Genomic DNA, 21109 nt, shown 5'->3' with positions numbered 1-21109 from the left:
TCCAACCCTCCTGACTATCACGGCCATCCTCATGGCCATGGTCACCGCAGTGCTGTTTGCAGTGTGGTACTTCAACCGGCAGATCCCTGGCCTGCGGCTGTGGACGCTGTCGTACCTGTTCGGCCTGCTGTTCAGCATCAGCTTCCTGCAATGGACGCGACTGCCGCCGGCCCTGTCCGTCGTGCTGACCCAATGCGCGGTGTCATTGACGGGCTACCTCTGCCTGATGGGTTGCCATGCCTACATGGGTCGGCCGCCGCCCCGCCATGGACGGGCGGCGGTGTTCATCGCGGTACTGGTTGGCATGGCGCTGTATTTCACGCTGGTGCAGCCCCATCCGGGCATGCGCTTTCTGGCCGCGAGCCTTGGGCCTGGCGTGTTCTACGGGTTGTCGGCCGCCACCCTTGCGCATGGGGGCATGCAGGCCTACCCAGCCCGCTACCTGACGGCGATCGTCATGGGCGCACATGGCGCTTTTGTGCTGTTGCGGACCCTGCTGTTCAAGCTGCAGATGTCGCTCGTGCAGGATGCCGACATGGTCCCGGCCCTGTCGCAGTTCGTCATCCTGGAGGCGATCATGGCGCTGGTGCTGATCGCGTTTGGCATTCTGATGCTGGCCAACGAGTTCACCCACAGCGCCTTGCGGCGGCTGGCGGAGATGGACCCGCTGACCAGCGTCTTCAACCGGCGCGCCTTTCTGACGTTGCTGGACAAGGCTATCAGCCAGGCGCGGCGCCGCCGGGCCGAACTGCCCGTGCTGGTGATCGATCTGGACCATTTCAAGAAGATCAACGACACCTGGGGCCACCAGTGCGGGGATGAGGTGCTACGCCACTTCGTGGGCCTGGCCGCCAGTTGCCTGCGCAGGGAGGATCTCATGGGCAGGCTTGGTGGCGAGGAGTTCGCAATCGCCTTGCCCCTTGCCACCCGCGAGGGGGCCAGGGCCGTGGCCGAGCGCCTGTGTTCTCTGGTGGGGCAGCACCCCGCGATGACCGAGCATGGGCCGATCGCGCTCACAGTGAGCGTCGGAGTGACCCTGTGCGCTGCCGGCGAAACCCCCGAAGGGGTGTTGCACCGCGCGGATGCGGCCATGTACCAGGCCAAGCAGCGCGGGCGCAACCGGGTCGAGGAGTGGCAGCCAGAGCCCGTTCCGGGCGGCTAATAGGCCGCCGCCGTCAGGCAGGGCCGAGACAGTCCACGCTGCCGGGCCGGTGCGCCAGCTCCAGCCGGGCGGTCGCTGCCGGGGTGCTGGCGATCCTCCTGCCGCGCCGGAAGACGGCCAGGCGTGTGGCGCGCAGGCGGATGGCCTCGGCGGGGTGGCGGGCCTGCAGCCACACGAAATCGGCGTGGCAGCCGGCCGCCAGTCCGTAGCCGTCGAGCCCCAGCAGCCGCGCTGGCTGGGTGGTGACGGCCTCGAAACACTGGCGCATGGCGGTCTGGCTGGTCATCTGGCCCACATGCAGGCCCATGTGTGCCACTTCCAGCATGTCGCCACTGCCCAGTCCATACCAGGGGTCCATCACGCAGTCCTGGCCGAAAGCCACGGTCAGACCCGCGGCCAGCAGTTCGGGCACGCGCGTCATGCCGCGGCGTTTGGGGTAGCTGTCGTGGCGGCCCTGCAGGGTGATGTTGATGAGCGGGTTGGCTACCACGCCCAACTGCGCCTCGGCCATCAGCGGGATGAGCTTGCTCACGTAGTAGTTGTCCATGCTGTGCATGGAGGTGAGATGCGAGCCCGTGACGCGACCCTGCAGACCTACACGCTGGGTTTCGTAGGCCAGGGTCTCGACATGGCGCGAGAGCGGGTCGTCGCTCTCATCGCAGTGCATGTCCACGCGCTTGCCTTGGGCAGCGGCCAGTTCGCAGAGGATGCGGATGCTTTCGGCGCCCATGGCCATGGTGCGCTCGAAGTGCGGTATGCCGCCCACCACGTCCACGCCCAGGTCGAGCGCGCGCTTGAGGTTGCACAGGCCGTCGGGTGTGCGCAGCAGGCCGTCCTGGGGAAAGGCGACCAGTTGCAGGTCGAGGTAGGGCGCTACGCGTTGCTTCACCTCCAGCAAGGCGTGCACGGTCGGCAGGCTGGCATGGCTGGTATCCACATGCGAGCGGATGGCCAGCAGGCCGCGTGCGACGGCCCAGTCGCAATAGCGCAGGGCGCGCTCGACGATGGCGTCTACCGTGAGGTGGGGCTTGAGCTCGCCCCACAGCGCAATCCCTTCGAGCAGGGTGCCGCTCTCGTTCACGCGCGGTTGGCCGTAGCTCAGGGCCGAGTCCAGGTGGAAATGTGCATCGACGAACGGCGGGCTGACCAGCAGTCCCTGGGCATCGAGCGTGTCATGGGCCGGGGCCTCAAGGCCTTGCGCGACTTCGGCGATGCGGCCGTCCTGCACGGCAATGGACATCTGGGCGCGGCCATCGGGCAGCGTGGCGTTGCGGACAAGCAGGTCAAGCATGGCGGGCAGCGCGGAGGTGAAAGAATGCGGAGAATAAACGCCAGCGCCCGGGTGCGCCAGCCCGCAGATCAACGCCAGCGGATTTGGCGCAGGGCGACTCCATGCCACTATGCTGCGAGGATTTGCACCCTGGGGGTTGTCGCATGCAGTTTGGCTACACCATTCTCTACGTTGCGGATGTGCCCGCGACAGTGGCGTTCTACGAGTCCGCCTTCGGTCTGCAGCGGCGGTTCCTCCATGCATCGGGCGACTATGGAGAGCTCGATACGGGAGGCACGGCGCTCGCGTTCTCGTCGTTGCGCCTGATGACCGAGCTGGGCAAGCAGCCGCAGCGCGCCTCGGCCAGCGCGCCGTGCTTCGAGATCGCTTTCACCACCCATGACGTATCCGCCGCCGTGCAGCGTGCCGTGGCGGCCGGGGCGCGGCTGGTGCAGGCGCCCGAGCCAATGCCCTGGGGCCAGACGGTGGCCTATGTGGCCGATATCAACGACGTATTGGTGGAGCTGTGCACGCCGGTCACGCTTCCACCCCAGGGGTGAGAGGCACTGAAATGCTGCAATTTCAATAGCATTCAGCGCTTTATTTGTAAGCCTCAAATGGTATTTTTGCCAATAACTTCGAGGTGGGTCAGAAGTCCATCACCAGCGACACATGGGCACTGCGCCCCGGCTGCGTGTAGGCGTCGTTGGTGGGGGACGATGCCGCCAGGCCATAGACATCCGGCCAGAGCCAGTATTTGCGGTTGGTGATGTTGTGCACCGCGAGGTTCAGGCGCAGGTCCTTGCGCAGGCGCCACTGCATCGACACGTCGAGCGTGGTGGCCGAGGGGATGGTGAACTGCGTGTTGGGCGGCTTGACCGACGAGGCGCTGTCGATGTCCTGGGCGGTCTTGGCGGCGTGGTGGCGCAGGTCCAGGCGCAGGCCCCAGGCGGCGGTGTCGTACTTCAGGCCCAGCGCCAGCTGGGCGGGGTCCACCGAGTTGATGGGCATGCCGGTGGCGCGGTTCACGCCGCGCGCCTTGCCATACGAGAACGGGGTGGCCAGTCGCCCGCCTGCCACGCGGCCCCAGTCGTACTGGCCCTTGACCTCGAAACCGCTGATGCGCGCGCGCTCGGTGTTGATGGTCTGGAAGACGCGCGGGTCGGCCGCCGTGCCCGTGCCCCGGATGAGCACGGTGTCCATGATGAGGTTGGAATAGTGGCTGCTGAAGGCCGCCACGTCGAGGCTCAGGCGTTCCAGGCGGCCACGCACGCCCACCTCGAAGCCCCGGCTTTTCTCGGGCTTGAGGTCGGGGTTGGGGATGATGACGACCTGCTCGGCCATGTTCTCGTAGTAGCCGTTGACCTGGCCCGCGTCGGGCGCGCGGAAACCTTCCGCGTACTGGCCAAACACGCTCCACCGTGGCGTGGCGCGGTACAGCACGCCGATCTTGGGCGAGAGCGCCGAGCCCGAGAGCGATTGCCCGGGCTGCTTGGCGGGTGGATAGAAGCCTGCCTGGCTGGTGACGTCGAGCGAAAAATGGTCGAAGCGCAGGCCAGGGGTCAGGCTCCAGTCGCCATGCACCGATTCGTCCTGCACGTAGAGCGCGCTGGTGGTCTCGCGCGTGTCGGGGAAGCGCTTGAGCGGGAACACCTCGGGCGGCAGCGGCGCCAGGCCGGTGTAGAGGTTGGTGATGTCGCTGCGCACATGGTCCAGGCCGTAGGTGATCTTGTGCGCCCAGCCGCCGCCGCGCAGGGTCTTGTCGGCCTGCAGGCCGGCCTGCCAGGTGCGCTCGCCATAGGAGTTGTCGCGCACGCGCAGGGGCAGGGTGTTGCGCACGCTGGTGCCCACCTGGCGCGAGGCGGCGCGCTGCACGGCGATCACGGTCTGCGCGTGGTCGGCCCAGGGCGCGCCGAGGTCGAAGCGGGCATCCCAGGTCAGGCGGTCGCGCTCCATGGAGCGCGAGGAGTATTCGTCCACGATGGCGCCCGCGATCTGTGCGGGCGTGCCGCGCAGGGGCAGGGGGGAGCGGCTGGAGAGCAGGTCCACGTCGGACTTCTTCTGCACATGCTCCAGCGTGAACACATGGCGCTGCCCGGCATGGGGGCGCAGCACGATCTTGCCCAGCACGGCGTTGTCGCGGTCGTCCTGGGGGTTGGGGCGGGTGCGGTTGGTGTTGGGCTCGTCGTTGCTGCCCATGTTGTCCAGCGCGTGGGCGCCGCGCGTGGTGGCGGTCAGCATCCATTGCACGGTGTCGCTGGCCTGGCCGGCTACGGTGCCGGCGAGCGTGTGGCCGTTGTCGTCGCCGCTCCAGCCGGCGGCGATGCGGCCACCCAGGGTCTTGGACGGGCCGCCGTCCTTGCTGGCGAGGAAGTCGGCCGGCTCGTGCGTGATGAAGTTGACCAGGCCCGCCATGCCGTCGGAGCCGTACAGCGCCGACGCCGGGCCGCGCACGACCTCGATGCGCTTGAGCAGTTCGAGCGAGAGGTACTCGCGGTCGAAGGTGGTGGTGCGGAAGGCATAGCTGCGCGGCATGCGCACGCCATCGACCATCAGCAGCACCCGGTTGCCGCCCAGGCCCCGGATGTTGATGCCCACGTTGCCGTCACGCCCCGCGCTGGCGGTGGTGCCGCCCACGGTGAAGCGGGCTGGCGAGCGCTTGACCGAGGCGTTGGGCAGATCCTGCAGCGCCTCGCGCAGGGTGCGGCTTTGCTGGTCGCTCAGGGTGCTGGCGTCGATCACGTCGTAGGACAGCGGCAGGTCGTCCGCAGCCTGCTCGTGGCGCGAGCCGCTCACCACCACTTCGCCCAGCGTGGCGGCCGTGCCCTGGGCTTGGGCGGTGCCGCCCAGGCAGGCCAGCGAGGCGAGCACCGCCAGCGTGTGCAGGCGCGCGGTGGCGGGGCGGTGGGGTGCGGAGGGGAGGTGGATGGTCATGTCGTGGGGGCTTGCACGGTGGACAGGGCCAGGAGGCACCCCCGCCCGCGATGGGCGTGGTGCCGCGCAGTGGCGGTGCTGGCGGATTTCAGGGCTTGGCGCCGGATTTGCGCGCTTCTTGGCTGCGGACGCGTGCCTCGTCCAGGTTTTCCTGGGTCATCTTGGCGTCTTCCGAACCGGGTTCGAGCACGCTGAGCAGTTTTTCCCATTCGCGCACGGCGCCATCGAAATCATTGAGCTGGTAGGCGGCCACGCCGGACATCATCAGCGCGCTGGGATGGTCGGGGTCGATGGACAGCGCCTTGCGGACCAGCTCCACCGGACGCCCTTCCATGCGATTCTGGGCCCGCACCGCCAGCAGTTCGGCGTAGTCGACCAGCAGGTCGGGGTTGCCGTCGAGCGCGGCGCCCGCCTTGGCGTAGGCCTGCTCGGCTTCATCGACGCGGCCCATCACCTTGTACGAGCGCGCCAGCATGGCCCAGCCCTTGGGGTTGTCGGGGTTGGCCTTGAGCTTGGCGGCCAGCGATTCGACCATCTGGATGACCTGCTGTTCGTTGGCGGTGCGCGCCGCCGCAGGGTTCAGCGCGGCAGGGTCGCCCAGCCCGTAGTACATGCCGGCCGCGACCGTGGGCAGCAGCAGCGCGACCAGGCCCGCCATGCGGCGGGAGCCCCAGAAACCGGAGGCCGCTGGCGTGGTGGCCGCCTGTGGGTCTTCCGCCGTGTCGTCGAGCAGGCGCAACTGCAGTTCGTCGCGCGTGGCTTCGTGGTCGGCCGGGCTGATGGCGCCGCTGGCGAGGTCGCGGTCCAGGGCTTCAAGCTGGTCGCGGTAGATGGCGGCGTTCAGGCGCTGGCTTGACACGCCGTTGCTGGCGGCGGGGCGCAGCAGCGGCAATACGATCCAGGCGATGGCCGCCAGCGTCATGAACGCGGCGAGGGCAATGAAAAGGCTCATGGAAGCTTGTCCGGATCTTGCAGAAGGGATTGCGCCTTGGCGCGCTGCGCGTCATCGAGCGCGGGTGGCGCGCTGGCGCGCTGGCTGCCGCGCACCATGCGCACCAGCACGAAGACGGCGCCGACCAGCAGCACGAACGGGCCGAACCAGAGCAACCAGGTCACGGGGTTGACGGGGGGGCGGTAGCGCACGAAATCGCCATAGCGGCTGACCATGAAGTCCATGATCTCTGTGTCGCTCTTGCCGGCCTTGATGAGCCCGCGAATCTCGCGCTTGAGGTCCAGTGCCAGGTCGGCCCGCGAGCCCGCCAGCGATTCGTTCTGGCAGACCAGGCAGCGCAGTTCCTCGGAAATGGCGACCATGCGCTTTTCCACCACGGGGTCCTCGGCCAGCGGAGCGGCCTCATTGGCCTGGGCGGGCAGCAGGCACTGCAACGCCAGCAGGAGGGTGAGCCAGAATTTCATTTTTGCAGCTCCCGCGCCAGCGGCAGGATGGTCTTGAGCAGGGCCTCTTCGGTGACGGGGCCGATCTGCTTGTGGCGGATCTTGCCTTCCTTGTCGATCAGGAAGGTTTCGGGCACGCCGTACACGCCGAAGTCGATGCCGATGCGGCCGTCCTGGTCGATCACCGAGAAGTCGTAGGGGTCGCCATGGCGGCCTAGCCACTTGATGCCGTTGGCGGGCTGGTCCTTGTAGTTCAGGCCGACGAGGGGGATGTTCTTGTTCTTGGCGAACGCCACCAGCACCGGGTGCTCATCCAGGCAGGCGGTGCACCAGGAGGCCCAGACGTTGAGCAGCCAGACCTTGCCGCGCATGTCCTGTGCGGCGAACTGCTTCTCGGGGGTGTGCAGCACCGGAGCCACGAACATGGGGGCATCCTTGCCGATCAGGGGTGACGGCACGACACGGGGGTCGCGCGTCAGGCCGATGGCCAGGAACACCAGCAGGACCAGAAACAGGCCCAGGGGGATCAGCGCCTTCTTCATGCCACCGCGCCCTTGATCTCGATGGTGGACGCTGCCGTCGCGCGCTTCTTGCGGTAGCGCCGGTCCAGCGCCGCCAGGGTGCCGCCCAGGGCCATCAGCAGGCCGCCGCCCCAGATCCAGCTCACGAAGGGCTTGTGGTACACGCGCATGGCCCAGGCCGGGTTGTCGCCGCCTTCGAGCTGCTCGCCCAGGGACACGTAGACGTCGCGGGTCAGGCCGGTGTCGATGGCCGCCTCGGTCATGGGCATGGTGGTGGAGAAATAGGCGCGCTTCTCGGGGTGCAGCATGCGCAGCACCTTGCCGTCGCGGCTCAGTTCGACATCGCCCACGTCGGCGCGGTAGTTGGGGCCCTTGGCTTCACGGATGCCGGTAAGCTTGAAGGTGTAGCCCCCCACGGAGACGGTGTCGCCCACGCGCATGCGCACATCCTTCTCGGTTTCGTAGCCCTTGACCATGGTGACGCCCACCACGCAGACGGCGATGCCGATGTGCGCGATGTGCATGCCCCAGAACGACCAGGGGGTGGAGCGCCACTGTACGGTGTCCCGGATCTGGCGGTAGATCTGTTGCAGCGAGGTCAGCACGATCCACAGCGCCAGGCTCAGGCCCATGGCGGACAGCGCGGACCATGGGCCCGCCAAGAGCGGCAGGGCGCAGCCCAGCAGCACGGATGCCACGGCGCTGGGGCCGAGCTTGCGCGCCATTTCAACCGCGCTCTCGCTCTTCCAGCGCGCGTAGGTGCCGATCACCATGAACAGCAGCACCGGCACCATGATGGGCACGAAAACGGCGTTGAAGTACGGTGGCCCCACGGACAGCTTGCCCAGCTTGAGGGCATCGACGATGAGCGGGTACAGCGTGCCCAGCAGCACCGTGGCGGCTGCCGTGGTCAGCAGCACGTTGTTGACCAGCAGGAAGGTTTCGCGCGAGAACAGGGCAAAGGCGCCACCCGAGCGGACCTTGCCGGCGCGCAGGGCGAACAGCGTGAGCGAGCCGCCCACCACGACCGACAGGAAGATCAGGATGAACACTCCGCGCCGGGGGTCGGTGGCGAAGGCGTGCACCGAGGTGAGCACGCCCGAGCGCACGAGGAAGGTGCCCAGCAGGCTGAGCGAGAAGGCGGTGATGGCCAGCACGATGGTCCAGTGCCGGAACAGGCCGCGCTTTTCCGTCACGGCCAGCGAGTGGATCAATGCCGCGCTCACCAGCCAGGGCAGGAAGGAGGCGTTTTCCACCGGGTCCCAGAACCACCAGCCGCCCCAGCCGAGTTCGTAATAGGCCCACCAGGAACCCAGGGCGATGCCCAGCGTCAGGAACACCCAGGCCGCCGTGGCCCAGGGTCGCGACCAGCGGGCCCAGGCGGCGTCGAGCCGGCCATTGAGCAGGGCGGCGATGGCGAAGGCAAAGGGCACGGCCAGGCCCACGTAGCCCATGTACAGCATGGGCGGGTGGAAGACCAGGCCCGGGTCCTGCAGCAGCGGGTTGAGGTCGCGCCCGTCGGCGGGCGCATCGATCAGGCGCAGGAACGGGTTGGAGGTCAGCAGCATGAACAGCAGAAAGCCCACCGCGACCAGGCCCAGGATGCCCAGCACGCGCGACAGCATGGCATCGGGCAGCTGGCGCGAGAAGATCGAGACGACCAGCATCCAGGAGACCAGCATGAAGTGCCAGAGCAGCAGGGAGCCTTCGTGCCCGCCCCAGACGCCGGCGATGCGGTACATCGTGGGCAGGGAGGTGTTCGAGTGCTGCACCACGTAGACGACAGAAAAGTCGTTCGCGTAGAAGGCATAGGTGAGGCTGCCAAAGGCGATGGCGGTCAGCACCCAGAGTGCCTGCGTGCCGGGCCGCACCAGGGCCATCCAGTCGGCGCGGCCGGTCTGGCCGCCGGCAACGCCCAGGAGGCCGAGCACCAGCGCCACGGGCAGGGTCAGGATCAGCGCGAAATGGCCTAGTTCGGGAATCATGGTTATTTCAGCGTTTCAATGGTCTTTTGCGCCTGGTCGACCGCGTGCTGCGCCTCGGGGGGCATGTAGTTTTCGTCGTGCTTGGCCAGCACCTCGGTGGCGGTGAACAGGCCGTCATCGGCCAGCTTCCCCTGGGCCACCACGCCCTTGCCTTCGCGGAACAGGTCGGGAAGGATGCCGGTGTAGGTGACCTTCATGTCCTGGGCGGTGTCGGTGACGATGAAGCTGACCGTGAGGTCCTTGCGCTCGATCGAGCCCTCCTTGACCATGCCACCCACGCGGAAGGTACGGTTCTTGGGGGCCTCGCCAGCGGCGACTTGGCTGGGGCTGAAGAAGAAGACGAGGTTGCTTTCAAAGGCATTGAGCACCAGGAAGGCAGCCAGGGACAAGGCGGCGAGGCCACCGGCGATGATGGCGGCGCGTTTGTGACGTGGTTTCATGATTGAGCTTCGTTCGATTCAAGTTCGGCGCGAAGGTTTCGTTGGATTTCCTTGCGCCGGCTGCGGATCAGCAGCGACTCCACCACCATCACCAGGGCCGTGGCCCCGAAGCTTCCCCAGACATAGAGGGCGTAGCCGCCCATGGCGAAGAATTCCGAAACGCTATTCCACTGCATTTTTGACCCACTCGGTATGACGTTCCCGGTCGAGAATGATGTTGCGCACCCGTGCCAGGGCGGCGGCGATGGTGTACATCCAGAAAGCCACCACCATGATCAGCATGCCCCAGAGCATGGGAGCCGCCATGGAGGGCGCACGTGTCATCGACACGGACGCGCCCTGGTGCAGGGTGTTCCACCAGATGACCGAGAAATAGATGATGGGCACGTTGACCACGCCGACCAGGGCCAGCACGGCGCAGGCCTTGTCGGCGCGGCGGGGGTCGTCGATGCTCGACTGCAGCGCCAGGAAGCCCAGATACAGAAACAGCAGGATCAGCTCGGACGTCAGCCGCGCGTCCCACACCCACCAGGTGCCCCACATCGGCTTGCCCCAGAGCGACCCGGTGACCAGTGAAAGGAATGCGAACAGCGCGCCCGTGGGCGCCAGGGCCGACGCCATCATGCCCGAAAGGCGGGTGTTGAAGGCCAGGCCGATGGCGGCCCAGCCGGCCATGACGATGTAGATGAACATCGACATCTGGGACGTCGGCACATGCACGAAGATGATGCGGTAGCCCTGGCCCTGCTGGGCATCGACCGGCGCCACGAAGAAGGAGATCCACAGGCCCGCCACCATCAGCACGGTTGCCAGGGCTGCGAACCAGGGCCACATCCTTCCCGCCAGAAAATAGAAATTCTGGGGGGAGGCGTATTTGAACCATTGAATGCCGTGTGTTTTCATTCCAGGGAAATTTTCAAGGCGGCCGTGGTGGCGAGGGGGGCGAAGAACAATGACAGCACCAGCAAGGCCGCGAGCAGCGAGAGGTGACCGCTGGCGCCCAGGCCGGAGGCATCCGCTTCCACGGCGCCTGCGCCAAAGATCAGCACGGGGATGTAGAGCGGCAATATTAACAACGAGAGCAGTACCCCAGCGCCGCGCACGCCCAAGGTGAGCGATGCTCCAATACTGCCGATCAGGCTCAGCGTGGGCGTGCCCAGCAGCAGCGACAGCATGAGGATGCCGAGTGCGCGGCCATCCAGCCCGAACTGCAGCCCGAGCACCGGCGCCACCAGCACCAGCGGCAGGCCGGACAGCACGAAATGCGACAGCGCCTTGGCGGCCACCAGCAGGGTCAGGGGGGTAGGCGACAGCAGCATCTGCTCCAGCGAGCCATCGGCATAGTCACTGGCGAACATACGCTGCAGCGACAGCATGGCCGCGAGCAGCGCGCTGACCCACAACACGCCGGGCGCCATGCGCAGCAGCAGGGCCGACTCGGGGCCGACCCCGAGCGGGAACAGGCTGGCGACGACGATGAAAAACACCAGCGGTGTCAGCACCTCGCCCTTTTGGCGCAGCGCCAGCGCGACTTCGCGCCGCAGCACGGCGAACAGGACCGAGGCCAGCCCCAGGGGCTTGGCGGAAGAGAGGGGCTTCATGCGCGCAGCTCCAGGATCTGGACTGGCACGTCGCCGATCTCCACGGGCTGGTGGCTGGTCAGCACGGCCAGGCCGCCGGTGGCCAGATGCTCGGCGATCAGATCGGTCAGCATGCGAATGCCTGTGTCGTCCATGGCCACGAAGGGTTCATCGAGTACCCAGAGCCGGGCGGGGCTCAGCGCCAGCCGCGACAGGGCCACGCGGCGTTTCTGGCCTTGCGATAGATGGCGCACCAGGTGCTCGCCGCGCCCCGGGACGCCAAAGCGGGCCAGGATGGCGGGCACCCGTGCCGGGTCCGGCCGGAGGCCGCGCAGCGCCGCAGCGAAAGCCAGGTTTTCATTCACCGTCATGGATTCCTGCAGGCCGTTGAGGTGGCCGAGGTAGCACAGGTCCTGCTCGAAAGCCGCGCGGTGCTTGCGGATGGATTGGCCGTTCCACTGGATGTCGCCCGACTCGATGGGTGCGAGGCCGCACAGCATGCGCAGCATGCTGGTTTTTCCTATGCCATTGGCACCCACCACATGAAGCCAGCATCCGGATTGCAAAACGCAATGGATGCCCTGGAACAGTTGGCGACCGCCTTTGCTGCAACCGAGATTGTCAAAGGTAAGAACCGGCTCAGATTTCAATTTGTTGTATCCAGGTCACAAGCTTGCATCTTAAGGCAGGCGCGCGCACGATTCATGCGCGCGCACGCCACCACAAGCAATGCCTGAATTGTGCGTACATTCTGTTGCCCTTAGATGTATTTAGGATGCTCCTTTAACATAGGTCAAGTGTTTGAGAGACTGCACGGACATAATGGATTTACTCGGATCGACTTGTGTAGCCGTCACCGGGTTTTGATTGCCGCCCCAGGGCGGAATTGGCTGCAAGGTACCTATGGAGTAAGAACGATGACATTTCCCCGCCTTTCGAGCATTGCTGCAGTGGTGATGCTGACGGGCCTTGCAGTTCCTGCAATGGCTCAAGACAACAAGCCTGAGGCGCCCGCCATGACGGCCGCCGAGAAGGAAACAGCCAAGAAGATCTACTTCGAGCGTTGCGCTGGCTGCCACGGTGTCTTGCGCAAGGGTGCCACCGGTAAGAACCTTGAGCCGCACTGGACCAAGACCGACAAGGACGGCAAGAAGACCGAAGGCGGTACGCTGGCCCTGGGTCAGTCGCGTCTGGAAAAGATCATTGGTTACGGTACCGATGGCGGTATGGTGAACTTTGACGACATCCTGACCAAGGAAGAGCTGACGCTCATGGCAAAGTACATCCAGAACACGCCTGATGTGCCGCCGGAGTACAGCTTCAAGGACACGATGGATTCCTGGAAGCTCATGGTGCCGGTCGACAAGCGTCCGACCAAGCAGATGAACAAGCTGAACCTGAAGAACGTGTTCTCTGTGACCCTGCGCGACACGGGCGAAGTGGCCCTGATCGACGGCGACACCAAGGAAATCGTCAGCATCGTCAAGACCGGCTACGCCGTGCACATCTCGCGTCTGTCCGCTTCGGGCCGCTATGTGTACGTGATCGGCCGCGACGGCCGTCTGTCCCTGATCGACCTGTGGATGGAAAAGCCCTCCGTGGTGGCTGAGCTGAAGATCGGTTTCGATGCGCGCTCGGTGGATACCTCCAAGTTCAAGGGCTTCGAAGACAAGTACGCGATCGCCGGTTCCTACTGGCCCCCGCAGTACGTCATCATGGACGGCGACACGCTCAAGCCCCGCAAGGTGGTGGGCACCCGTGGCATGACCGTGGACGGCGAATACCATCCCGAACCCCGCGTGGCTTCCATCGTGGCTTCGTTCATCAAGCCTGAGTGGGTCGTCAACATCAAGGAAACCGGCCAGATCCTGCTGGTGGATTATTCGGACATCGAAAACCTGAAGACCACCACCATCGCTTCCGCCAAGTTCCTGCACGACGGCGGCTGGGATGCTTCCAAGCGCTACTTCCTGGTCGCGGCCAACGCCTCGAACAAGATCGCCGCTGTGGACACCAAGACCGGCAAGCTGGCGGCCCTGGTCGATACGGCCAAGATCCCCCACCCCGGCCGTGGCGCGAACTTCGTCCACCCCAAGTTCGGTCCCGTCTGGGCTACCGGCCACCTGGGCGCCGATGTCGTGACGCTGATTTCCACGCCCTCGGAAGATCCGAAGCACAAGCAGTTCAAGCAGTACAACTGGAAGGTTGTTCAGGAAATGAAGCACGTGCCGGGCAACCTGTTCGTGAAGACCCATCCGAAGTCCAAGCACTTCTGGGCTGACGCTCCTCAGAACCCCGACAAGGACCTGGCTGAATCCGTGGCCGTGTGGGACATGGCTGATCTGTCCAAGCCCAAGGCGATCCTGAACGTTGCCAAGGACTCCGGTCTGCCGGAAACCAAGGCCGTGAAGCGCGCCGTGCACCCCGAGTACTCGGCTGACGGCAAGGAAGTCTGGATCTCCCTGTGGGGCGGCAAGACCGACCAGTCCGCCATCGTGGTGTATGACGATGCAACGCTGAAGGTGAAGAAGGTGATCACCGATCCGAAGATGATCACCCCCACCGGCAAGTTCAACGTGTACAACACGCAGCACGACATTTACTGATAGAACAGCCTTGAACTGAGGCAAGAAGGATCGAGGGGCGCAAGCCCCTCGATCCACGCGTCTCTGATGCGAAAACGAAGTGGGGAGAGATTTGATGGCTGGAAAACTTGCAACCTTGTGGGCCACGCTGAAAAAGCCGAGCGCGAAGTATTCGCTGCTTGGTCTGTTGGTGACGGGCTTTATCTCTGGCATTCTGTTCTGGGGTGGTTTCAACACCGGTATGGAAGCGACCAACACGATGGACTTCTGTATTTCGTGCCATGAAATGCACGACAACGTGTACCAGGAATACAAGAAGACGATCCACTACAGCAACCGCACGGGTGTCCGCGCTGTTTGCTCGGACTGTCATGTGCCCAAGGACTGGACGCACAAGATGATCCGCAAGATCCAGGCCAGCCGCGAGGTGTGGGGCAAGCTGACCGGCACCATCGACACCAAGGAAAAATTCGAGGCCAAGCGCCTGACCCTGGCGGAACGGGAGTGGGCGCGGATGAAGGCCGCCGATTCGCGTGAATGCCGTAATTGCCATAGCTTCGAGGGCATGGATGTCGAGAAGCAGAAGGCGCGTGGCGCCAAGATGCACAAGATCGCGCAGGAAGAGAAGCAGACCTGTATCGATTGCCACAAGGGCATTGCGCATACCAAGCCCAAAGGCATGAAGGAAGACGCAGACGAAGATCTGTAAGCTTGTATGGTGGCCAGGCCCGGTTGGGCTGGCCGCCGGTAGAAGAACACCTACTAGGAGTTATCGATGAAAAAATCCACCCTTTCCATGATGCTTTTGGGTTCGCTGCTGGCTGTGGGATCGCAGGCCGCTTTCGCCGCGCCCGACTGGGCCAAGGTTCCCAAGCGCGATATCCATGTCTTCCATCCTGGCGTTTCGCCCATGGAGTGGGTCGGCAAGAAGTCGGACCACAGCGGTACGGCCGGCCTCAAGAAGGGCGAGACCTGCATTGGCTGCCATGAAGAGAAGGGCGCTCTGAACTTCGACTTCAAGCGTCTGGCCGGCAAGGACATGGAGCCCAAGGGTGCTCCCAAGACCATGAACTACCCCGTCGCAGTGCAAGCCGCCTACGACGCCAGCAACCTCTACATCCGCCTGACCTTCAAGGCTCCCGCCGGCGGCGCCGACCAGGGCGACAAGGACAACGAGGTCAAGGCCACCGTGATGTTCCCGGATGCACAGGTGCAACTGGCGAACCAAGCGGGCTGCTGGGCTTCCTGCCACAACGACGCACGCACCATGCCCGGCGCCGATGACAAGAAGACCAAGTATGTCAAGGCGGGTTCGTACCAGCTGATGCAGTGGAAGAGCGCCAAGGGCGCCAAGGTGGCCAACGGCTCCGTGACCGCCGACCGCAAGATGGACGGCGGCACCCTGGGCGCTCAAGCCGAAGGTTCCAAGGCTGGCGATACCTACACCGTCACCTTCACCAGCAAGAACCCTGGCGAAGGCAAGACCGTGCCGTTCGGTATCGCCATCCACGGCGACCATGCTTCCGGCCGCTTCCACCATGTCTCTCTGGGCTACACGCTGGGCGTGGGCGCGGATGGCGACGTGAAGGCGCTCAAGCAGTAAATTCCTTGCCAATGGCATGAGAACATGCTGTTCTCGGTCATGAAAGCAGGATGGCGGGTGCTGCCATGCGCGGCACTCGCTTTTTCCGTGGCGGCCACTTCCCTGCCTGTGTCTGCGCAGCAGACCGTTGAAGTGGCCATCCAGAATTACCGTTTCGAGCCTGCGGAAGTTCGTGTCCGCGTCGGGGATACGGTCCGTTGGACCAACCAGGAGAAGCGCACCAGCCATTCGGTGCTGTTTTCTCCGGAGCAAGGGGGGGAATCCGAGCGGTTCTTTCCCCAGGAAAGCTGGCAGCGCCGCTTTGATGCTCCTGGACAGTATCCCTACTCCTGTGGCCCGCACCCTGAAATGAAGGGTGTGGTGGTCGTGGTGGCGCCCTAAAGCTTGCGCCATTTTTTCAGTAGTTGCGCCCTACATCCCGCGCCACTCCTTAGCAGCGATGTTTCTCTGTCAGTCTCTCTGATAGGGTTTTTGCTTCGAAATTACTTGAGTTGTTTGCTGGGTTGATTCATATCATCCCGGACGCTTTTGCTCGACCTATAGTAGGCCTGCCTCGCGGCGGGGGCTAGTTGGCTCGTGAGGCATTGGTACGTGAAAACGGTGCCAATCAAACAACGAAGTAATACTTGGAGCACTCGATGAAAAACTTGCAACTGAAAAGCGTCTCGGCGGTTCTGCTGACGACGCTTGCGCTCGCTGCTTCCGCGCAAGAGCAGAAGGGCGTGACACCGGCAGAAAAGAACTACCAGGCAGGTACGTCTCCTCTCACGGCCGAACCCATGGTGCAGAGCACCAATCCCAAGGCGCCGTCCATGACGCAGGCGGAATTCGATGCCGCGCGCAAGATCTATTTCGAGCGCTGCGCCGGCTGCCATGGCGTGCTGCGCAAGGGAGCCACCGGCAAACCCCTGACACCGGACCTGACCGTGCCCAAGGGCACGGATTACCTCAAGGTTTTCATCGCCTACGGATCTCCGGCCGGCATGCCCAATTGGCAGACCTCGGGCGAGCTGACCGAGGCGCAGGTGGACCTTATGGCGCGCTACATCCAGCATGAGCCGCCGCAGCCACCCGAGTGGGGACTGGCGGACATGAAGGGGACCTGGAAGGTCATGGTGCCGCCGGCGGACCGTCCCAAGAAGAAGATGAACAGCTACAACATCAGCAACATCTTCTCGACCACGCTGCGCGATACCGGCGAAGTGGCGCTGATCGACGGCGACAGCAAGCAGATCATCAACATCATCAAGACCGGCTACGCGGTGCATATTTCCCGCGTGTCGGCTTCTGGGCGCTACCTGTTCGTGATCGGGCGCGATGGCCGCGTCAACATGGTCGACTTGTGGATGGAAACACCCACCAACGTGGCCGAGATCCGCATTGGCCTGGAAGCACGTTCGGTGGAAACCTCCAAGTTCAAGGGCTACGAGGACAAGCTGGCCATCGCCGGCGCCTACTGGCCGCCCCAGTTCGTCATCATGAATGGCGACACGCTGGAGCCGCTCAAGATCGTGGCCACACGTGGGATGACCGTGGATGCCCAGGAGTACCACCCCGAGCCGCGCGTGGCGTCCATCGTGGCGTCGCTGCACAAGCCCGAGTTCATCGTGAACGTCAAGGAGACTGGCAAATCCTTGATGGTCGATTACTCCAACATGAAGTCGCTCAAGGTCACTGAAGTGGGCGTGGCGCGCTACCTTCATGATGGTGGCTGGGACTCCTCCAAGCGCTACTTCATGGTGGCGGCCAACCAGAGCAACAAGATCGGCGTGATTGATTCCAAGACCGACACCGTGGCGGCGGTGGTGGATGTGGGCAAGATTCCGCATCCCGGTCGCGGCGCCAACTTCAAGCATCCCAAGTACGGCCCAGTGTGGTCGACGGGGCACCTGGGCGATGAGACGGTTTCGCTCATCGGAACCGATCCGGTCAAGCACAAGCAGTACGCCTTCAAGGTGGTGCAGACACTCAAGGGGCAGGGAGGCGGCTCGCTGTTCCTCAAGAGCCATCCAAAATCCAAGCACCTGTATGTGGACACCACGCTGAACCCGGATGCGGCGCTGTCGCAGTCGATCGCGGTGTATGACATCAACGATCTCGACGCGGGCTACAAGGTTTTGCCCATCGCCCAGTGGGCCGGTCTGCCGGACGACGGTGGCGGCAAGCGTGTCGTTCAGCCCGAGTACAACAAGGCGGGTGACGAGGTGTGGTTCTCCGTCTGGTCTGCCAAGGACAAGGCTTCGGCGATCGTCGTGGTGGATGACAAGACGCTCAAGCTCAAGACCGTCATCAAGGATCCGCGCCTGATCACGCCCACGGGCAAGTTCAACGTCAACAACACGCAGCACGACGTGTACTGATCGTTCCAGGTGCCCGGACCGGCGGGGCCGGGCACCCGTTTTTACACCACCCATCCTTGCGGACTGGGTGGTTTTTTTTATGGGGCAGTGGTAGCGGGCAGAGCCTCCAGAACGCCCAGCATTTCCTGGGTCCAGTCGATGGAAGCCTGCTCGTACAGGATCCCTTTCTTGAGGATCATGTGCTGGATCTGCAACTCGCGCGGTAGCGGCCCGCCCTGCAGAAAGTCGCGCTGCTCGATGGCTTGGTACTGCGCCAGTTTTTCGCGGTGCAAAGCGATCCGGCGCACCAATTCGCTGCGCAGATCGACCTCGCCCAGCGCCGCATCCGCGCGCAGCTTGACCATGAAATCATCGCGCAGATCCATCGGTGGAGAGGGCTCGCTGGCCCAGCGCGCCAGTTCCGCGCGCCCGGCGGGCAGCACACGGTACTCTCGCTTGCGTGTTTTGCCGGCGTCCGGGGGTGTGCTCGATGCGATCCAGCCCGCGGCCTCCATGCGCGCGAGCTCACGGTAGATCTGCTGGTGCGTGGCATGCCAGAAATAGCCGATGGACTTGTCAAAACGCCGCGCCAGATCGTAGCCCGAAGTGGATTTTTCCAGCAGAGAGGTGAGGACGGCGTGTGGCAAGGACATACGGTGCAGTCTATCCGGGGATTTTTGTTATGCAACCAGTTGCATAACAAAGTGAACGACCGTACACTTTTGTGCAACTGGTTGCATAGTGCACCATTTTTCCTCTAGCCAACCTTTTTCAAGGAACCGCCATGACCGCCTTTCCCCACATGCTCGCGCCCCTGGACCTGGGCTTTACCACCCTCAAGAACCGCGTGCTCATGGGCTCCATGCACGTGGGTCTGGAGGAGGCCAAGGACGGCTTCGCGCGCATGGCCGCGTTCTACGCCGAGCGCGCCCGGGGTGGCGTGGGCCTGATCGTGACGGGCGGCATCGCCCCCAACGACCGCGCGCGTCCCATGCCCGGCGGCGCTGCCATGACCACGCAGGCGGAGGCCGACAAGCACAAGGTCGTCACCCAGGCCGTGCACGAGGCCGGCGGCAAGATCTGCATGCAGATCCTGCACTTCGGCCGCTATGCCTACCACCCCGAACTGGTGGCGCCAAGCGCCATCAAGGCGCCCATCAGCCCGTTCCGCCCGCACGCGCTGACCAGCGAGGAAGTGGCGCAGACCGTGGAGGACTACGCCAACGCCGCCGCCCTGGCGCAGAGCGCCGGCTACGATGGCGTGGAGATCATGGGTTCGGAGGGCTACCTCATCAACGAATTCATCGCCGCGCACACCAACCACCGCGACGACGAGTGGGGCGGCTCGTATGCCAACCGCATCCGTTTCCCGCTGGAGATCGTGCGCCGCACGCGCGAACGGGTGGGGGCAAACTTCATCATCATCTTCCGCCTGTCCATGCTCGATCTGGTGGAAGGCGGCTCCACCACCGAGGAGGTGATCGAACTGGCGCAGGCGCTGGAGAAGGCGGGCGTCACTATCCTCAACACCGGCATCGGCTGGCACGAGGCACGCATTCCCACCATCGCCACCAAGGTGCCGCGCGCCGCCTACGCCTGGGTGACGAAACAGCTCAAGGGCAAGGTGGGCATTCCGCTGGTGGCCACCAACCGCATCAACACCCCCGAGGTGGCCGAACAGGTGCTGGCCGAGGGCTGCGCCGACATGGTGAGCATGGCGCGCCCCTTCCTGGCCGACCCCGATTTCGTGAACAAGGCCGCCGCCGGCCTGTCCGACCAGATCAACACCTGCATCGGCTGCAACCAGGCCTGCCTGGACCACACCTTCGGCGGCAAGATCACCTCCTGCCTGGTCAACCCGCGCGCCTGCCACGAGACCATCCTCATCCACAAGCCCGCCGCAGCGAAGGAACGCGTCGCCGTGGTGGGCGCCGGCCCGGCGGGCCTGGCCTTCGCCACCACGGCCGCCCAGCGCGGCTTCGACGTCACGCTGATCGACGCCGCCCAGGAAATCGGCGGCCAGTTCAACGTCGCCAAGCAGGTGCCGGGCAAGGAAGAGTTCCACGAGACGCTGCGTTACTTCGGCAAGCAGATCGAACTGACCGGCGTGAAGCTGCAACTGGGCCGCAAGGTGAGCGCGCAGGACCTGATCGGCGAGGGTTACAAGCACGTCGTGCTGGCCACCGGCATCGTGCCGCGCACGCCCGAGATCGAGGGCGTGCACCATCCCAAGGTGCTGAGCTACCTCGACGTGCTGCGCGACAAGAAGCCCGTGGGCAAGACCGTGGCCGTTGTGGGCGCGGGCGGCATCGGCTTCGATGTGTCCGAATACCTGCTGCACGAAGGCACCAGCCCCAGCCTGGACGCGGCCAAGTTCTTCGCCGAATGGGGCGTGGACACCACGGGTGGCGCGCGTGGCGGCGTGCAGGCACCGCGCATCGGCACCATCCCGCGCAAGGTGTACCTGCTGCAACGCAAGACCAGCAAGGTGGGCGATGGCCTGGGCAAGACCACGGGCTGGATCCACCGCACCTCGCTGAAGAACCGCGACGTGGAGATGATCCCCGGCGTGAACTACCGCAAGGTGGACGATGCGGGCCTGCACATCACCGTGGACGGCAAGGACATGGTGCTTCCCGTGGACAACGTCATCCTCTGCGCCGGCCAGGAGCCGCAGCGCGCGCTGCAGGCCGAACTGTTGGCCGCTGGCTGCAGCGTGCACCTGATCGGCGGGGCCGACAAGGCCGCCGAGCTGGACGCCAAGCGCGCCATCAAGCAGGGCACGGAACTGGCCCTGAGCCTGGACACCACGGCCCGCAAGGAGGCCGCAACCGCCCCGGCCGCGCGCCTCGCCCCCGCCGTGGTCGAAAGCCTGGAGAAGTGGCACGCCATGGTCGCCGAGGCCAACCTGGCCGAGCTGCCCTCCATCCTCCACCCCAAGGCCGTCTTCCGCTCGCCCATGGCGCACACGCCGTACCCGAGCGCGCAGGCGGTGCAGCTCATCCTGGGCACGGTGGTCAAGGTGTTCGAGGACTTCACCTACCACCGCCAGTTCGCCGACGCCGACGGCCGCAGCGTGGTGCTGGAGTTCTCGGCCAAAGTCAATGGCAAGGAGCTCAAGGGCATCGACATGGTGCGCTTCGACGACGAGGGCAAGATCGTCGATTTCGAGGTCATGGTGCGCCCCATGAGCGGCCTGCAGGCCCTGGGCGACGAGATGGGCAAGCGCCTGGCACCTTACCTGGCAGCCATGAAGGGCGCGAAGGTTTGATTGTTTGCTGCTAAATTAATAGCT

The 21109-nt window shown here is 64.7% G+C and carries 21 protein-coding genes and 1 pseudogene; 10 read left to right on the top strand and 12 right to left on the bottom strand.

The window, feature by feature from the left end; all coding sequences use genetic code 11:
- The first annotated feature begins 31 nt into the window (after positions 1 to 31).
- Entirely contained in the window at positions 32 to 1162 is a 1131-nt protein-coding gene (locus tag D8S75_RS05055; protein ID WP_119964867.1) for a GGDEF domain-containing protein, read from the top strand.
- A 13-nt stretch (positions 1163 to 1175) separates the two neighbouring features.
- Here D8S75_RS05055 and D8S75_RS05050 read toward each other — a convergent pair whose 3' ends face one another.
- Positions 1176 to 2453, bottom strand: a complete 1278-nt coding sequence (locus D8S75_RS05050) for an amidohydrolase family protein (protein ID WP_119965103.1) — start codon at positions 2451 to 2453, stop codon at positions 1176 to 1178.
- A 143-nt stretch (positions 2454 to 2596) separates the two neighbouring features.
- Between D8S75_RS05050 and D8S75_RS05045 the strand changes: the two genes are divergently transcribed.
- Complete coding sequence (locus D8S75_RS05045) at positions 2597 to 2992, top strand: VOC family protein (RefSeq protein ID WP_119964866.1); 396 nt, start codon at positions 2597 to 2599, stop codon at positions 2990 to 2992.
- A gap of 88 nt (positions 2993 to 3080) precedes the next feature.
- Here the strand turns inward: D8S75_RS05045 and D8S75_RS05040 are convergent, their stop codons facing one another.
- The 10 genes from D8S75_RS05040 to ccmA form a co-directional block, all read right to left on the bottom strand.
- On the bottom strand, positions 3081 to 5366 hold the full coding sequence (locus tag D8S75_RS05040) for a TonB-dependent hemoglobin/transferrin/lactoferrin family receptor (RefSeq protein WP_119964865.1): 2286 nt from the start codon (positions 5364 to 5366) through the stop codon (positions 3081 to 3083).
- Between the two features lie 88 nt (positions 5367 to 5454).
- Positions 5455 to 6318, bottom strand: coding sequence for a c-type cytochrome biogenesis protein CcmI (ccmI, locus tag D8S75_RS05035; RefSeq protein ID WP_119964864.1), 864 nt, complete (start codon positions 6316 to 6318; stop codon positions 5455 to 5457).
- Positions 6315 to 6782, bottom strand: a complete 468-nt coding sequence (locus tag D8S75_RS05030) for a cytochrome c-type biogenesis protein (RefSeq protein WP_119964863.1) — start codon at positions 6780 to 6782, stop codon at positions 6315 to 6317. Before D8S75_RS05030 ends, ccmI begins: the two co-directional genes overlap by 4 nt.
- Positions 6779 to 7303, bottom strand: a complete 525-nt coding sequence (locus tag D8S75_RS05025; protein WP_119964862.1) for a DsbE family thiol:disulfide interchange protein — start codon at positions 7301 to 7303, stop codon at positions 6779 to 6781. Before D8S75_RS05025 ends, D8S75_RS05030 begins: the two co-directional genes overlap by 4 nt.
- Positions 7300 to 9267 (bottom strand): heme lyase CcmF/NrfE family subunit, encoded by a 1968-nt coding sequence (locus tag D8S75_RS05020; RefSeq protein WP_119964861.1) that lies wholly within the window; start codon positions 9265 to 9267, stop codon positions 7300 to 7302. Before D8S75_RS05020 ends, D8S75_RS05025 begins: the two co-directional genes overlap by 4 nt.
- Positions 9268 to 9269: 2 nt before the next feature.
- Positions 9270 to 9707, bottom strand: a complete 438-nt coding sequence (ccmE, locus tag D8S75_RS05015) for a cytochrome c maturation protein CcmE (RefSeq protein ID WP_119964860.1) — start codon at positions 9705 to 9707, stop codon at positions 9270 to 9272.
- Entirely contained in the window at positions 9704 to 9850 is a 147-nt protein-coding gene (gene ccmD / locus D8S75_RS05010) for a heme exporter protein CcmD (RefSeq protein WP_232828910.1), read from the bottom strand. Before ccmD ends, ccmE begins: the two co-directional genes overlap by 4 nt.
- Before the next feature lie 19 nt (positions 9851 to 9869).
- On the bottom strand, positions 9870 to 10610 hold the full coding sequence (locus D8S75_RS05005; protein WP_119964858.1) for a heme ABC transporter permease: 741 nt from the start codon (positions 10608 to 10610) through the stop codon (positions 9870 to 9872).
- On the bottom strand, positions 10607 to 11308 hold the full coding sequence (gene ccmB, locus D8S75_RS05000; RefSeq protein ID WP_119964857.1) for a heme exporter protein CcmB: 702 nt from the start codon (positions 11306 to 11308) through the stop codon (positions 10607 to 10609). Before ccmB ends, D8S75_RS05005 begins: the two co-directional genes overlap by 4 nt.
- Entirely contained in the window at positions 11305 to 11877 is a 573-nt protein-coding gene (ccmA, locus tag D8S75_RS04995; RefSeq protein WP_232828934.1) for a cytochrome c biogenesis heme-transporting ATPase CcmA, read from the bottom strand. The genes ccmB and ccmA overlap by 4 nt, the downstream gene beginning before the upstream one ends.
- Here ccmA and D8S75_RS17705 point away from each other — a divergent pair.
- From D8S75_RS17705 to D8S75_RS04970, 6 genes are all read left to right on the top strand, one after another.
- Positions 11830 to 12024: a hypothetical protein gene (locus D8S75_RS17705; RefSeq protein ID WP_232828938.1), complete on the top strand. Its 195-nt coding sequence runs from the start codon at positions 11830 to 11832 to the stop codon at positions 12022 to 12024. The genes ccmA and D8S75_RS17705 overlap by 48 nt on opposite strands.
- Positions 12025 to 12204: 180 nt before the next feature.
- Positions 12205 to 13893 (top strand): cytochrome D1 domain-containing protein, encoded by a 1689-nt coding sequence (locus D8S75_RS04990; RefSeq protein WP_119964855.1) that lies wholly within the window; start codon positions 12205 to 12207, stop codon positions 13891 to 13893.
- 94 nt (positions 13894 to 13987) lie between these two features.
- Positions 13988 to 14581, top strand: coding sequence for a NapC/NirT family cytochrome c (locus D8S75_RS04985; protein ID WP_119964854.1), 594 nt, complete (start codon positions 13988 to 13990; stop codon positions 14579 to 14581).
- A gap of 66 nt (positions 14582 to 14647) precedes the next feature.
- Positions 14648 to 15475, top strand: a complete 828-nt coding sequence (locus D8S75_RS04980; RefSeq protein WP_119964853.1) for an ethylbenzene dehydrogenase-related protein — start codon at positions 14648 to 14650, stop codon at positions 15473 to 15475.
- 24 nt (positions 15476 to 15499) lie between these two features.
- A complete protein-coding gene (locus D8S75_RS04975; protein ID WP_198673149.1) occupies positions 15500 to 15856 on the top strand; it encodes a cupredoxin domain-containing protein in 357 nt (118 codons plus the stop codon).
- Positions 15857 to 16113: 257 nt separating this feature from the next.
- Positions 16114 to 17835, top strand: coding sequence for a nitrite reductase (locus D8S75_RS04970; protein WP_119964852.1), 1722 nt, complete (start codon positions 16114 to 16116; stop codon positions 17833 to 17835).
- A 77-nt stretch (positions 17836 to 17912) separates the two neighbouring features.
- On the opposite strand, the gene D8S75_RS04965 is transcribed toward D8S75_RS04970, so the two are convergent.
- Positions 17913 to 18467: a PadR family transcriptional regulator gene (locus D8S75_RS04965; protein ID WP_119964851.1), complete on the bottom strand. Its 555-nt coding sequence runs from the start codon at positions 18465 to 18467 to the stop codon at positions 17913 to 17915.
- A 131-nt stretch (positions 18468 to 18598) separates the two neighbouring features.
- Here D8S75_RS04965 and D8S75_RS04960 point away from each other — a divergent pair.
- Together D8S75_RS04960 and D8S75_RS17700 are read left to right on the top strand one after the other, a co-directional pair.
- A pseudogene (locus tag D8S75_RS04960) lies at positions 18599 to 20617 on the top strand (oxidoreductase); the annotation flags it as partial.
- 57 nt (positions 20618 to 20674) lie between these two features.
- Complete coding sequence (locus D8S75_RS17700) at positions 20675 to 21085, top strand: nuclear transport factor 2 family protein (RefSeq protein ID WP_269813993.1); 411 nt, start codon at positions 20675 to 20677, stop codon at positions 21083 to 21085.
- Positions 21086 to 21109: the final 24 nt, after the last annotated feature.

It is taken from the genome of Simplicispira lacusdiani, assembly GCF_003604195.1.
GTDB classification, from domain to species: domain Bacteria; phylum Pseudomonadota; class Gammaproteobacteria; order Burkholderiales; family Burkholderiaceae_C; genus Simplicispira; species Simplicispira lacusdiani.
This window is presented reverse-complemented; position numbering and strand designations above follow the sequence as displayed.

What these genes read in the sequence shown, in the direction of transcription:
- D8S75_RS05055 (WP_119964867.1), top strand. Translation starts at nt 32, where the DNA reads ATGGCCATGGTCACCGCAGTGCTGTTTGCAGTGTGGTACTTCAACCGG.
- D8S75_RS05050 (WP_119965103.1), bottom strand. Translation starts at nt 2,453, where the DNA reads ATGCTTGACCTGCTTGTCCGCAACGCCACGCTGCCCGATGGCCGCGCC.
- D8S75_RS05045 (WP_119964866.1), top strand. Translation starts at nt 2,597, where the DNA reads ATGCAGTTTGGCTACACCATTCTCTACGTTGCGGATGTGCCCGCGACA.
- D8S75_RS05040 (WP_119964865.1), bottom strand. Translation starts at nt 5,366, where the DNA reads ATGACCATCCACCTCCCCTCCGCACCCCACCGCCCCGCCACCGCGCGC.
- ccmI (WP_119964864.1), bottom strand. Translation starts at nt 6,318, where the DNA reads ATGAGCCTTTTCATTGCCCTCGCCGCGTTCATGACGCTGGCGGCCATC.
- D8S75_RS05030 (WP_119964863.1), bottom strand. Translation starts at nt 6,782, where the DNA reads ATGAAATTCTGGCTCACCCTCCTGCTGGCGTTGCAGTGCCTGCTGCCC.
- D8S75_RS05025 (WP_119964862.1), bottom strand. Translation starts at nt 7,303, where the DNA reads ATGAAGAAGGCGCTGATCCCCCTGGGCCTGTTTCTGGTCCTGCTGGTG.
- D8S75_RS05020 (WP_119964861.1), bottom strand. Translation starts at nt 9,267, where the DNA reads ATGATTCCCGAACTAGGCCATTTCGCGCTGATCCTGACCCTGCCCGTG.
- ccmE (WP_119964860.1), bottom strand. Translation starts at nt 9,707, where the DNA reads ATGAAACCACGTCACAAACGCGCCGCCATCATCGCCGGTGGCCTCGCC.
- ccmD (WP_232828910.1), bottom strand. Translation starts at nt 9,850, where the DNA reads ATGGGCGGCTACGCCCTCTATGTCTGGGGAAGCTTCGGGGCCACGGCC.
- D8S75_RS05005 (WP_119964858.1), bottom strand. Translation starts at nt 10,610, where the DNA reads ATGAAAACACACGGCATTCAATGGTTCAAATACGCCTCCCCCCAGAAT.
- ccmB (WP_119964857.1), bottom strand. Translation starts at nt 11,308, where the DNA reads ATGAAGCCCCTCTCTTCCGCCAAGCCCCTGGGGCTGGCCTCGGTCCTG.
- D8S75_RS17705 (WP_232828938.1), top strand. Translation starts at nt 11,830, where the DNA reads ATGAAGCCAGCATCCGGATTGCAAAACGCAATGGATGCCCTGGAACAG.
- D8S75_RS04990 (WP_119964855.1), top strand. Translation starts at nt 12,205, where the DNA reads ATGACATTTCCCCGCCTTTCGAGCATTGCTGCAGTGGTGATGCTGACG.
- D8S75_RS04985 (WP_119964854.1), top strand. Translation starts at nt 13,988, where the DNA reads ATGGCTGGAAAACTTGCAACCTTGTGGGCCACGCTGAAAAAGCCGAGC.
- D8S75_RS04980 (WP_119964853.1), top strand. Translation starts at nt 14,648, where the DNA reads ATGAAAAAATCCACCCTTTCCATGATGCTTTTGGGTTCGCTGCTGGCT.
- D8S75_RS04975 (WP_198673149.1), top strand. Translation starts at nt 15,500, where the DNA reads ATGCTGTTCTCGGTCATGAAAGCAGGATGGCGGGTGCTGCCATGCGCG.
- D8S75_RS04970 (WP_119964852.1), top strand. Translation starts at nt 16,114, where the DNA reads ATGAAAAACTTGCAACTGAAAAGCGTCTCGGCGGTTCTGCTGACGACG.
- D8S75_RS04965 (WP_119964851.1), bottom strand. Translation starts at nt 18,467, where the DNA reads ATGTCCTTGCCACACGCCGTCCTCACCTCTCTGCTGGAAAAATCCACT.